General features: G+C 73.4%; 11 protein-coding genes and 1 pseudogene. 2 read left to right on the forward strand and 10 right to left on the reverse strand.

The annotated features are described in order from the left end of the window. Positions 1-108 precede the first annotated feature (108 nt). From ACFVU3_RS38220 to ACFVU3_RS38235, 4 genes are read right to left on the reverse strand one after another with little or no spacing between them, the layout of a single operon-like run. A complete protein-coding gene (locus ACFVU3_RS38220; RefSeq protein WP_390073399.1) occupies positions 109-780 on the reverse strand; it encodes a response regulator in 672 nt (223 codons plus the stop codon). Then, entirely contained in the window at positions 777-2,027 is a 1,251-nt protein-coding gene (locus tag ACFVU3_RS38225; RefSeq protein WP_390073400.1) for a sensor histidine kinase, read from the reverse strand. The genes ACFVU3_RS38220 and ACFVU3_RS38225 overlap by 4 nt, the downstream gene beginning before the upstream one ends. A gap of 7 nt (positions 2,028-2,034) precedes the next feature. Continuing rightward, positions 2,035-2,835, reverse strand: a complete 801-nt coding sequence (locus tag ACFVU3_RS38230; protein WP_390073401.1) for an ABC transporter permease — start codon at positions 2,833-2,835, stop codon at positions 2,035-2,037. Then, positions 2,832-3,737: an ABC transporter ATP-binding protein gene (locus tag ACFVU3_RS38235; RefSeq protein ID WP_390073402.1), complete on the reverse strand. Its 906-nt coding sequence runs from the start codon at positions 3,735-3,737 to the stop codon at positions 2,832-2,834. Before ACFVU3_RS38235 ends, ACFVU3_RS38230 begins: the two co-directional genes overlap by 4 nt. A 146-nt stretch (positions 3,738-3,883) precedes the next feature. On the opposite strand from ACFVU3_RS38235, the pseudogene ACFVU3_RS38240 reads away from it, so the two are divergent. After that, positions 3,884-4,423 (forward strand): annotated as a pseudogene (locus ACFVU3_RS38240) (GNAT family N-acetyltransferase); the annotation flags it as partial. Between the two features lie 156 nt (positions 4,424-4,579). Beyond that, complete coding sequence (locus ACFVU3_RS38245) at positions 4,580-5,005, forward strand: GNAT family N-acetyltransferase (RefSeq protein ID WP_390073432.1); 426 nt, start codon at positions 4,580-4,582, stop codon at positions 5,003-5,005. Positions 5,006-5,029: 24 nt separating this feature from the next. On the opposite strand, the gene ACFVU3_RS38250 is transcribed toward ACFVU3_RS38245, so the two are convergent. The 6 genes from ACFVU3_RS38250 to ACFVU3_RS38275 form a co-directional block, all read right to left on the reverse strand. After that, the gene (locus ACFVU3_RS38250; protein ID WP_390073403.1) at positions 5,030-6,553 is read right to left on the reverse strand and encodes a type VI secretion protein; all 1,524 of its coding nucleotides are present in this window, start codon (positions 6,551-6,553) and stop codon (positions 5,030-5,032) included. Between the two features lies 1 nt (position 6,554). Beyond that, positions 6,555-7,952 (reverse strand): ATP-binding protein, encoded by a 1,398-nt coding sequence (locus tag ACFVU3_RS38255; RefSeq protein WP_390073404.1) that lies wholly within the window; start codon positions 7,950-7,952, stop codon positions 6,555-6,557. Positions 7,953-7,972: 20 nt separating this feature from the next. Continuing rightward, positions 7,973-9,526: an SCO6880 family protein gene (locus ACFVU3_RS38260; protein ID WP_390073405.1), complete on the reverse strand. Its 1,554-nt coding sequence runs from the start codon at positions 9,524-9,526 to the stop codon at positions 7,973-7,975. After that, positions 9,523-10,887: a hypothetical protein gene (locus tag ACFVU3_RS38265; protein WP_390073406.1), complete on the reverse strand. Its 1,365-nt coding sequence runs from the start codon at positions 10,885-10,887 to the stop codon at positions 9,523-9,525. Before ACFVU3_RS38265 ends, ACFVU3_RS38260 begins: the two co-directional genes overlap by 4 nt. Continuing rightward, positions 10,877-11,701, reverse strand: coding sequence for a hypothetical protein (locus tag ACFVU3_RS38270; RefSeq protein WP_390073407.1), 825 nt, complete (start codon positions 11,699-11,701; stop codon positions 10,877-10,879). Before ACFVU3_RS38270 ends, ACFVU3_RS38265 begins: the two co-directional genes overlap by 11 nt. 73 nt (positions 11,702-11,774) lie before the next feature. Beyond that, positions 11,775-12,083, reverse strand: coding sequence for a hypothetical protein (locus ACFVU3_RS38275; protein WP_030495498.1), 309 nt, complete (start codon positions 12,081-12,083; stop codon positions 11,775-11,777). Between the last annotated feature and the right edge of the window lie 250 nt (positions 12,084-12,333).

Here is a 12,333-nt window from a genome sequence, read left to right on the forward strand (position 1 = left end):
GCAGGGGGGACCCTGTGGGAGAGTAGGACGCCGCCGAACAATCATTGTGGGAAAGCCCCGCACCTCATGGTGCGGGGCTTTTCTGCGTTCACCGGGACTTTTCCCGGCCTAGGCCGGCTTCACCAGCTGGGTGTCGTAGGCCAGGATCACGGCCTGCACGCGGTCCCTCGCTCCCGTCTTCGCCAGGATGCGGCCCACGTGGGTCTTCACCGTGGACTCCGCGAGGTGGAGCCGGTCCGCGATCTCCGTGTTGGTCCAGCCCTGGCCGACGACCGTGAGGATCTCGCGCTCCCGGTCGGTCAGGCCCGACAGACGCGGATCCTCCCGGGGCGCGGCGGCGGACGCGGGCGTCGGCGGCAGGTGATGGATGTACGTGTCCAGGAGACGGCGGGTGAGACTGGGGGCGACGACCGCGTCGCCGGCCGCCACCGCGCGGACTCCCGCGAGGAGTTCCTCCGGCTGGGCGTCCTTCACCAGGAAGCCGCTCGCGCCGGCCCGGAGACCGTCGTACGCGTACTCGTCCAGGTCGAACGTGGTGATGATGAGGACCCGGGTGCGGGCGCCCGCGGCGACGATGCGGCGGGTCGCCTCGATGCCGTCCAGGCCCGGCATGCGGATGTCCATCAGGACCACGTCCGGGTGGTGGTCGGCGACCTGGCGGACGGCCTCGGTGCCGTTGGCGGCCTCCCCGACGACCGTGATGTCGTCCTGGCTCTCCAGGAGCATGCGGAAGCCGAAGCGCTGCATCGGCTGGTCGTCGGCGATCAGAACCGTCGTCACGGGTGGGACTCCTCCGGAACGGGAGCGGGAGCGGGAGCGGGGGCCAGGGGGATGTGGAGCCGTACCTGCCAGCCGGAACCGGACGGCAGGGGGCCGCAGTCGAGTGTGCCGTCGTAGAGCGCCGCGCGCTCGCGCATTCCGGTGAGCCCCTGGCCCTGGCCGGGGGTGGCGGACGGGGTGCCCGTGTCGGTGACGGTGACCCGGAGGGTGTCCGGGCCGGCGGCCACGCGGACGGTGGCCCGGGCGTTCGGGCCCGCGTGCTTGAGGGTGTTCGTCAGGGACTCCTGGACCACGCGGTAGACCGTCAGCTGGGCGCCCGGCGGCAGGGACGGGAGCGGCTCCGGCAGCTCCGCGGCGACCGGCAGGCCCGCCTTCCGTACGCCCTCCAGGAGGGACTCCAGGTCCTCCAGCGTCGGCTGGGGGGTGCGGGCGGCCGCGGGGGCGTCGTCGGGGGCCGACAGGACGCCCAGCAGACGGCGGAGTTCGCCGAGGGCCTGGCGGCTCGTGGTGCCGATGGCGTCGAGGGCCTGCGCCGCCCGCTCCGGGCTCTTCGCCGCCGCGTACCGGCCGCCGTCCGCGAGGCCGGTGATCACCGACAGGTTGTGGCCGATGATGTCGTGCATCTCGCGGGCGATCCGGGCCCGTTCGGCGGCCGCCGCCAGCCGGACCTCCTGGTCGCGCTCGATCTCCAGGCGGCGGGCCCGGTCCACCAGACTCGCGGTGTGGTCGCGGCGGGAGCGGACCGTGATCCCGGCCAGGGCGACGATCGCGTACGCCCACAGGGTGGGGACGACGTGCAGGTCCCACGTGTCGCCGTCGAAGCGGAGCGCGCCCGTGAGGATCGGCGCCAGGAGCAGGGCGAAGGCCCACAGCAGCCGGCGCGGCGGGCGGGTCAGGGCGATGTGGAACAGCGGCAGGAACTGGAGGAACGCGGCCTGGAGGAAGGCACCGGACACCTCGCTGACGAAGGCCGCCGCCGCCATCACGGCGAGGACCGTCGTGGGGTGGCGGCGGCGCGCGTACAGGGGGAGGGAGAGGGCGAGACTCAGCGCGACGATCAGGCCGGCGGGCAGGGACGGGTCCCGGGCCACGTTCCGCCAGCCGCCCGCCGCGTCCACCAGGGCCGCCGCCGTCCAGCCGAGCGTCAGCGCGCCGTCCCAGAGCCACGGGCGGGCCGAATCGGCCGCCCGGACACGGGTGATGAGCTGGTGCGCGTACCGGCTGGGCGCCGTCGTCTCCGTCGTCACCGGGTCATCATCCCCGTACGTCCCGGCGGCGGAGCAACAGCGCCGGGACGGTCAGGGCGGCCGCCGCCCACAGCGCGAGGGCCGCGAGGGCGGTTCCGGCCGAGGGGGCGCCGGGCAGGGGGGTGGCGGAGCCGAGGACGCCGGCGGCCTGGGTCGGGAAGTGGCGCAGCGCGGTGTCCACGGCGTCGTACGGGAGCATCCCGACGACCTCGGGGAGGACCAGGACGCCGCCGATGAACGCGCCCAGCGCGCCCGGCACCGAGCGGAGGGCGGCGCCCAGGCCCAGGGCGATCAGGGAGAGCAGGGCGACGCCGGCCGCGTTGCCGGCGAGGGCCGCGAGGACGCCGTCGTCGGTGAGCGCGGCGGCCTGGTCGGTGTCGCCGAGGAAGACCTGGGCGGTGAGGAAGGTCGTCAGGTTGGTGAGGAGGCAGAGGAGGGCCACCGCGGAGCCGAGGACCGCCGCCTTCGCCCACAGCACCGGCAGCCGGCCGGGGACGGCGGTGAACGTGGCGAGGGCCAGGCCGGAGGAGTACTCGCCGGCGGTGACCAGGATGCCGAGGACGGCGAGGCAGATGCCGCCCAGCTGGGAGCCGTAGAGGGTGAGGACGACGGTGTCGACGTCGGAGTCGCCGCCGTCGGAGGTGTACGTGGTGCCCATCAGGATGCCGACGCCGAGGACGAGCACGACCGCCGACAGGACCGTGATCCAGGTCGAGCGCAGCGTCCACAGCTTGTGCCACTCGGCGCGGAGGACCCGGGACGGGGTGACCCCGTAGGGGGCCGGGGTCGGGGTGGTGGCCGTCGTCATGCCGCTGCTCCCTGGTACTCGACGGAATCGTGGGTGAGGTCCATGAACGCCTGCTCCAGAGAGGCGGACTCGGGGGTGAGGGCGTGGAGTTCGAGGGCGTGGGCGGCGGCGATCCGGCCGATCGCGGGCGCGTCGAGCCCGGTGACCCGGAGGGTGCCGGGGGCCTCCTCGGTGGTGCGGGCCGGTGCCGGGAGGAGGGCGCGGAGGCGGTCGGCGTCGGGGGAGACGACGAGGACGGAGGCCGCGCCCGCGTCCCGGACCAGGTCGGCGACGGTGGTGTCGGCGAGGAGCCGGCCCTTGCCGATGACGACGAGCCGGTCGGCGGTCACGGCCATCTCGCTCATCAGGTGCGAGGAGACGAGGACCGTGCGGCCCTCGGCGGCGAGGGAGGTGAGGAGGGTGCGGACCCAGCGGACGCCCTCCGGGTCGAGGCCGTTGACGGGTTCGTCGAGGACGACGGCGGCCGGGTCGCCGAGGAGGGCGGCGGCGATGCCGAGGCGCTGGCCCATGCCGAGCGAGAAGCCCTTCACCCGGCGGCCCGCGGCGTCCGCGAGGCCGGTGACGCCGAGGACGTGCTCGACGCGGGAGCGCGGGATGCCATGGGTGTGGGCGAGGGCCATGAGGTGGTGGAAGGCGGTGCGGCCCGGGTGGAAGGAGCGGGCGTCGAGGAGGGCGCCGACCTGGGTGAGGGGTGCCGGGTGGCCGGCGTACGCGCGGCCGTCGACGGTCGCGGTGCCGCGGGTCGGCGCGTCGAGGCCGAGGATCATGCGCAGGGTGGTGGACTTCCCGGCGCCGTTGGGGCCGAGGAAGCCGGTGACGGTGCCGGGGCGGACGGTGAACGAGAGGTCCCGGACGACGGTCCGGTCGCCGTACCGCTTGGTGAGTCGCTCTGCTCGGATCATGGTCCCGACGCTACGGAGAGGGCGGGGCGCGGGCGTCCGACCGTGGTCGCCACCCGGCCGGGCGGTGTCGTACCGGGGTACGACGGCACGGCGCTGAGCTGCGAATTCCCCTTGTGGGGGGAGGAGGCCCCGGGTGAGGATGCCGCATGAACTTCGTGATCCGTACCGTCCTGGCCGACGAGTGGGAGAAGGCGCGCGAGCTGCGGCTCGCCGCGCTGCTCGACCCCGTCGCGCACCTCGCCTTCCTGGAGACCCACGCGGACGCCTCCGCGCGTCCGGACGACTTCTGGCGGGAGCGGACGGCGGCCGCGTCGGCGACCGGGGAGGGGCGGGTGCGCCAGTTCGTCGCCGAGGCGCCGGACGGGCGCTGGCTGGGCACGGTCACCGTGCTCGTCGAACGGCCCTCGGACGAGGTGCGGTTCGGGGACCCGGCCAAGGTCGACCAGACGCACCTGGTGGGGGTGTTCGTGCGGCCCGAGGCGCGGGGCGGCGGCGTGATCGACGCGCTGTTCCGGGCGGCCGTGGAGTGGTCGTGGACCGTGGACGGGATCCGGCGGGTGCGGCTGTACGTCCACGAGGAGAACGCGCGGGCCGCCGCCTTCTACCGGCGGTTCGGCTTCGTGGCCTCGGGCGACCGGGTGCCGATGCCGGGCGGCACGGGTGCGTACGAGGACGAGTACGAGCTGCTGCCGCCGGCGGCCCGGCACGGGGAGTACGCGCTCCGCGCGATCCGCTCCGGCGAGTGGCGGCGGGTGCGGGAGCTCCGCCTCGCGGCGCTGCGGGACCCGGTGGCGCCGCTCGCCTTCGTGGAGTCGTACGAGGAGGCGGAGGCGCGTCCGGACGTGTTCTGGCAGGAGCGGGCCGAGGGTGGTTCGGAGGACCGGGGCGGCCGGATCCGGCAGTTCGTCGCCGAGGGGCCGGACGGGCGCTGGGCCGGGACGGTCACGGTCTTCGTGGAGCTCCCCGAGGACGGGAAGAGTCTGTTCGGCGATCCGGTGACGGTGCCTCAGATCGATGTGGTGGGGGTGTACGTGCGCCCGGAGGCGCGCGGCGGCGGTCTGGTGGACGCGCTGCTCGCGACGGTCCTGGAGTGGGCGTGGTCGCTGGACGCGGGTGTGGAGCGGGCGCGGCTGTACGTCCACGAGGAGAACGTCCGGGCGGCCGCGGCCTACCGGCGCTTCGGCTTCGTGGCGACCGGCGGCCGAGCGGACACGGTCGGTTCGGGCGAGGAGCGCGACCTGGAGCACGTGCTGGCGCGGCCCGCGTAGCCCTGAGCCTTCCCGCCGGGCCGTTCAGCGGAGCGAGCGCTCCGGCCAGCGGGTGCGGGCCTGTTCCGCGGAGCGCATCAGGGCGAGCGTGGGCAGGCCCCGGTGCGGGCCGTCGGCGAGGAGGGCCGGGAGGTCGGGGAGGGGGGCCACGGCGGCGACGTCGTCGAGGACCAGCGTGAGTGGTGGGTCGAGCCGACCGTCGGATGACCGTGCGGCCATGCGGCGGCCGTGCTCGACCACGTGCGACGCGAGCGCGGTGAGGAGGGGCATCGCGCCCGGGTGGGTGCGCGGATCCTCGATCGGCTCGCCCACCACGTAGAGGGTGCCCCCCTCGGCGAGGAAAGATGCCAGGGCCAGCGAATCCGTTCGATTCGGGGTGCATGCCTCGCGGATGTGGACCGAGGAGAAGGCGGAGAAGGCGCGGGCCGTCAGTTCCTGGGCCAGGCGGCGGCTCTCCGGGTGGGCGGTGAGCGCCGCTTCGAGCAGACCGGCGAGGCCGGAGGCTGCCTTGGGGTGGCCGCGGAGGATCCGTACCGGCTCGTGGGCGTCGGTGCCCTGGGCCCACCGGTGGACCTGGCGGAACGGGCGGCCGTCCACGGCGGCGGCGTGCAGCCAGCAGCGCAGGAGCGTTTCGGCGGTGGTGGCGGTGGCCGCGTCGAGACGGGCGTGCGGACGGACCGGGGCCAGCAGGGCGGCGGCGCGTGCCTGGGCGGTGTCCGGGTCGGCGCACCCCTCGGAGGGGGACCAGTGGAGGCGGGCCGGGGTGTCGCAGAGGTGGCCGGGGTCGTAGACGAGGACCGGTCCGAGCTTGCCGCGCACGTCCTTGGTGTCCGCCCAGACGGTGGGGTCGGAGGTGACCACCAGGACCGGGCCCTCGGCGTCGCGGACGGCCTGTATGGCGAGCGGCCGGCGGGTCTCCGGCGGGCCGTAGACGGTGGGGGACCCGTCCGGCGGGAGCACGGGCGCCGGAGCCGGTGCCGGAGCCGGGACCGGTGCGGGTGACGGTGCCGGTCCCGGCGGTGAGGTCTTCTGGAGGGGTACGGGGGCGGGCTCGGGCCGTTCCCGTACGGGCTCCCGCACCGGGGCCGGCGCGGGGGCGGGCGCGGGGGCCGGCGGCGGCTCGTACGCCGGCTCGTGCGCCGGGTCCGGGTCGCGCACCGGGGGGCGCCGGCCGGCGGTGGCGTTCGCCCTGCGGTGGGCGCGGACGGCCCGCCAGCGGGCGAAGGTCCCGAGCAGGAAGACCGCGAGGACGACGAGGATCATCGCCTGGCCGATCACCAGGCCCCAGAAGAGGCCGTAGCCGGAGAGCTGGCCGGGCGGGGTGGCCGGCCAGGCCGCCGCGAGGTCGGTCGGGGCGGCCACCAGGGAGCGGAGGGCCGGCGGGGTGCTGGTGAGCTCCACCCCGTCCGGCCAGGCGCCGTGCGCGAGGAACGCGGACAGGCCGGTCGCCGACCAGACGAGCAGGGCCAGGCCGAGGATCAGGGCGAACAGCCCGATCAGGAACCCGTCCGAGACGCCGCCGCCCTGCTGCTGCCGTGCCTCCGCCACGTCACGCCACCGTCGACTGCGAGCTGTCGTCCATCTGCCGCTCCATCAGGAGCGCGCGCTGCTCCGTCTCCCACTCCAGCTCGGGATCGGCGGGGCCGGAGGACTCGGTCATGGCGCGGTCGGTGTAGACGAGCGGCCGTTCCCGTTCGGTGATGAGGTGCTTGACCACCTGCACGTTGCCGTTGACGTCCCAGACGGCGATGCCGGGGGTGAGGGTCGGGATGATCTCGACCGCCCAGCGGGGCAGGCCGAGGACCCGGCCGGTGTTGCGCGCCTCGTCGGCCTTCTGGGCGTAGACGGTGCGGGTGGAGGCCATCTTGAGGATCGCCGCCGCCTCCTTGGCCGCCGCTCCGTCGACGACGTCGGAGAGGTGGTGGACGACCGCGACGAAGGACAGGCCGAGACGGCGGCCGAACTTGAGCAGGCGCTGGAACAGCTGGGCCACGAAGGGGCTGTTGATGATGTGCCACGCCTCCTCGACGAGGAAGATGCGCTTCTTCCGGTCGGGGCGGATCCAGGTGTGTTCCAGCCACACGCCGACGATCGCCATGAGGATGGGCATGGCGATGGAGTTGCGGTCGATGTGCGAGAGGTCGAAGACGATCAGGGGCGCGTCGAGGTCGATGCCGACCGTGGTCGGGCCGTCGAACATGCCGCGCAGGTCGCCGTCGACCAGCCGGTCGAGCACCAGGGCGACGTCCAGGCCCCAGGCCCGCACGTCGTCTATGTCGACGTTCATGGCCTCCGCCGACTCGGCCTCGGGGTGGCGGAGGCGCTCGACGATGTCGGTGAGGATCGGCTGGCGGTCCCCGATGTGCTCGTTGACGTGGGCGTGGGCGACCTTCAGCGCGAAGCCGGAGCGCTCGTCGAGGCCGTGGCCCATCGCCACCTCGATGATGGTGCGCAGCAGGGCGAGCTGGCCGGTGGTGGTGATGGCGGGGTCGAGCGGGTTGAGGCGGATCCCGGAGTCGTTGGCGACCATCGGGTCCAGGCGGATGGGGGTTATCCCCAGCTCCTGGGCGATGAGGTTCCACTCGCCGACGCCGTCCTCGCCCTGCGCGTCGAGGACGACGACCTGCCGGTCGCGGAAGCGGAGCTGGCGGAGCACGTACGTCTTCTCCAGCGCCGACTTGCCGTTGCCGGACTCGCCGAGGACGAGCCAGTGGGGGGCGGGGAGCTGCTGCCCGTACAGCTGGAAGGGGTCGTAGACGTAGCCCTTGCCGCTGTAGACCTCGCGGCCGATGATCACGCCGGAGTCGCCGAGGCCGGGGGCGGCGGTCGGCAGGTAGACGGCCTGGGCCTGCCCGGTGGAGGTGCGCACGGGCAGGCGGGTGGTCTCCACCTTGCCGAGGACGAAGGAGGTGAAGGCTTCGGTGAGGACGGACAGCGGATCTCGCATCGGTCGGTGCCCCTTCGGCCCTAGCGGCGGATGCCGGTCGCGAACGGCAGGGTGTTCACAAAGGCCCGGTGGTGCTCGCGGTCGCACCACTCCAGCTTGAGGTACGACTTGCCGGCGGAGGCCCTGATCGTGCGCTTGTCCCGGGCCAGGGCCTCGGGCGAGCGCGCCGATACGGTGATGTACCCGACGAGGTTGACGCCTGCCGCGCCGCTGGCGAGATCTTCACCCCGCTGGTCGAGCCGGCCGTGGGCGGCGATGTCGCGCGGGTCGACGGTGCGGTTCATCTTGGCCTGGCGGGACGCCTCCGCCTCGTCGTTGGTCTTCTCGGTGAGCATGCGCTCGATCGCGACCTCGGTGGGCTCCAGGTCCATGGTGACGGCGACCGTGCGGATGACGTCGGGGGTGTGGACGAGGAGCGGGGCGAGGAAGTTCACGCCGACCGGGGTCATGGGCCACTCCTTGACCCAGGCGGTGGCGTGGCACCAGGGGGCGCGGGTGGAGGACTCGCGGGTCTTGGCCTGGAGGTAGGTGGCCTCCATGGCGTCGAGTTCGGCGGGCCAAGCGTTTCGTTTCGTCATGGCCTGGATGTGGTCGATCGGGTGGTCCGGGTCGTACATGGAGTGGACCAGGGAGGCGAGCCGGGACTGGCCGAGGGGCTGGCGGACCCGGATGTCGGCCTCGGTGAGGCGGGCGCAGATGTCGGTGAGCTCGCGGGCCATGACGACGGCGAGGCCGCCGTCGCGGTCCAGGCGGCGGGAGCCGGAGGCGTGCCGGGCGGCGTGGGCCATGGCGTTGGCCTCGGCGGCGAGGTCGCGGGTGTAGTGCATGCAGGCGACGAGGTAGGCGCGGTGCTGCTCGCTGGAGGTGGAGACCATCGACTGGAGCTGGTCGTACGACTCCTGGAGCCAGCCGGGCGCGGTCGGGTCGCCGCGCTGGGCGACGTCCTTGGCGTGGGCGTCGGGGTCGGCGGGGAGGGTGCGGGCCAGCATCTGGAGGCGGGTGACGAAGCCGTCGCCGTTGGCGACGTGCTTGAGGAGGGTGCCGAACCGGTCGACCAGGGCCTCCTGGTCCTCGGAGTCGCGCAGGCCGACGCCGGGGCCCTCGATCTCGATGGCGGCGGTGACGGTGCGCCGGTCGGCGTGCAGCAGAACGGCGATCTCGTCGGGGCCGAAGGGGGCGGCGAGCCAGCTGACGCGGCCGATGCCGGGCGGCGGGCCGACCTCGACCTCGCGGCCGTCGAGGCGGGTGCCGGACTCGGCGGCGGCGGAGCGGTAGGCGGTGCCGCGCTTGAGCATCCGCTTGTAGCTGCGGTTGATCTCGAACCACTTGTAGAACGTGCGCTGCTTGTACGGGAGGTACACGGCGGCGATGGCGAGCATCGGCAGTCCGGCGAGGAGCGCGATCCGCAGGGGGAGGAGGGGGATGAGGAGCCCGCTCATCATGCCGAGGAAGGCGCCGGCGACGATCAGGGCGATCTCGCCGGTCTCGCGGTTCTTGCCGACGATCGCGTTCGGCCGGGCGCGGCCGACGAGATACGTGCGGCGGGGCGTGACCGGCTGGGACTGGGTCGTCAACGCCCTGCACCTCCAGAGTTCTTGCGGTTGCTGTGCGGGGTTCCCGCGGTGGGGCTGCTGCTGCGGGGCGGGGGCGTGGAGCCCGCGCCGCCGCGGGAGTCTCCGGAACGGCTGCTGTGGGCGGCGACGCCGCCGGAGAGCTGGTTGGCGGGGCGGGCGGCCGCGGAGGAGGATGCCTGGCCGCCGCCGGAGCCGTTGTCGCGGGTGCTGTGGGTCTTGATGCCCTGGGAGACCAGGGAGGCGGGCGAGGAGATGACGGCCGCGGCCGCGTTCTCCCCGGCGCGGTGGAGGCGGTTGTTGCGGGAGGCGACGATCTCGTCGCCGAAGCCGGGCACGAAGCGGTAGATCATCGCGGAGGCGAAGATGGCGAGCAGGATGATCGCGAGGCCGGAGACGACGGCGGAGAAGGAGTCGGGTCCGGTGCCGGAGGAGAGCGCGCCGGCGAGACCGAGGACGATCACGATGATCGGCTTGACCAGGATGACGGCGATCATGATGCCGGCCCAGCGGCGGACGTGGCCCCACATGTTCTTGTCGACGAGGCCGGAGTAGACGACGACGCCGAGGAGGGCGCCGACGTAGAGCAGGACGGCGCGGAGGAAGAGCTCCAGGTAGAGCACGCCGGCGGCGAGGACGGTGACCAGGCTGACGATGATCAGCATGATCGGTCCGCCGCTGATGCTGTCGCCCTTCTGGAGAGCCTGCTTGAACGCGCCGAAGAACACGTCCGTCTGCTGGCCGGTGCCGGAGGCGATGACCTCGGTGATGGCGTCGGTGGCGTTGACGACGGTGTAGAGGACCAGCGGGGTGAAGGCGGAGGCGAGGACCGTCAGCCAGAGGAAGCCGATGGCCTCGGAGAGCGCCGTGGTGAGCGGCACGCCGCGCATGGCCCGCTTGGCTACGGCGAGGAGCCAGAGGAGGACGGTGAGGAAGGTGGCGGCGGCGAAGACGACGGCGTAGCGGGAGAGGAACTCGGTGTTGGTGAAGTCGACCTCCGCGGTCTCCTTCACCGCCTTCGAGAGGTAGTCGACGACGGCCACGGCGGCGTCGGCGCAGCCGCGGGCGAGGGAGGAGAGGGGGTCGAGGGCGTTCGCCGGGTCGCTGACCGTGCCGCTGGAGGAGCCTCCGCCGCCGGTGCCGCCCGTGCCCTGGCCCTCGCAGTAGTCCCGGGCGGTGTCGCTGAGCAGCTCGCAGGGGTTGGTGCTGTTGCTCGGTGCGGGGGTGGGGGTGGGCGAGGGGGTGGCAGGGGCGGTCGGGGTGGGGTCGGCGAGTGCTCGGCCCGCGAGGAGGACGACGGCCACCTGGGCGGAACCCAGGACGGCGGCGGCGCGGGTGAGGAGGGCGGCGGGCCTACCGGGCATAGGTGAAGCCTCCGAACTGTTCGACGGCGTCCGCCATGTCCTGGGCCGAGGAGGCCCGCTGGTCCCGGCCGACCGGGACGGGTCCGTCCTTCTGGCGGACGTCGACGACCTTCCAGTCGCCGGCGGTCCAGAGGAGGTCGTAGGTCTTGGTGTACCAGGCTTCGGAGACGGGGTTCCTCGACTCCTCGCCGGCGAGGCCGAAGAGGTAGGAGTGCCATACGGACACCGTCGCCCGCTCCTGCGTGTACGACTCCACCTTGGTCCCCACGGGGATGGTCCGGGCGACGAAGGTGAGCCCCTGGGGCGCGGTGCCGTCCGCCTGGAGGCCCATGCGGCCCAGGAGCGCCGTGTCGCCGTACCCCTTGTCGAGGTCGGTGACGCGGGTGTCCGCCACCTCGGGGGCGTAGACCGCGCGGATCAGGGCCTCGCGGGGGCCCTTCTGGTACATGTCGGTGGAGCCCAGGGCCGTCGCGTAGTTGGCGGCGGCGCTCTGGGCGCCCTGTTCGTCGTGGGCGTAGCCGGTGGGGACGGTGCCGTCGGTGCCGGTGACCGGGCGGGTGCCGGTGGCGGCGGTGGCGGACTTGCCGGGGGTGCCGGACGAGGGGGCCGAGTCCGCCGGGTCGCCGCCGCCGCGGTTGGCGAAGGCGATGGCGGCGACGAGCAGCACCACCACGCCCACCGCCGTGAGCAGGGAGCGGGAGCCGCGGGCGGGGCGGCGGGTGCCGCCGTGGACGTCACCGGTGTTGCCCTCGGGCAGGCGGGTACGGGTCTGGCCCGAGCCGCCGTAGCCGTCGTGCTCGTCGCCGGGACTCATGCCGGGTACGCCCCCTCGTTCGTTCGCGGGTACGACTGTGGTGCTGGATGGCCGTCCGTCGGGCGACGGACGGTCAGATCGCCATTCCGTAGACGATGGTGAAGAGGGTTCCGAGGGAGCCGATGATGAAGACGCCGGTGAGGCCGGCGACGATCAGGCCCTTGCCCTGTTCGGCGCTGAAGGTGTCGCGGAGCGCGGTCGCGCCGATACGCTGCTTGGCCGCGCCCCAGATGGCGATGCCGAGACAGAGCAGGATGGCCACGGCCATCACGACCTCGATCATGATCTTCGCTTCGGCGCCCAGGCTCCCGAAAGGACCCCAGTTCGGGGCGATTCCACCGATGATGGTGGTGATGTCGCCCTTCTCGGCCGCCAGGTACATATAACTCACCGCCCCTGTCGGGTCGTTGGTCACCCCTGCCGGACGGCATGGGTCATCGCCACTATCTTCGCTGATGAAACCGCTCGCGTGTGACGGCTTGGCGGCTCTCTTTACCCGATCCCCGCACACTTGACCGGTCTGACCGTCTTGACCTGCGGTGGTGCGGCCGGATTCGATACGAAGAAGCGTATGGTCACTCTGTGTATCACGGGGGGTGACTCCGGGCAATGATTGTCGTTGTTGCACTCTT

This window comes from Streptomyces sp. NPDC058052 (assembly GCF_042885515.1).
Classification (GTDB): domain Bacteria; phylum Actinomycetota; class Actinomycetes; order Streptomycetales; family Streptomycetaceae; genus Streptomyces.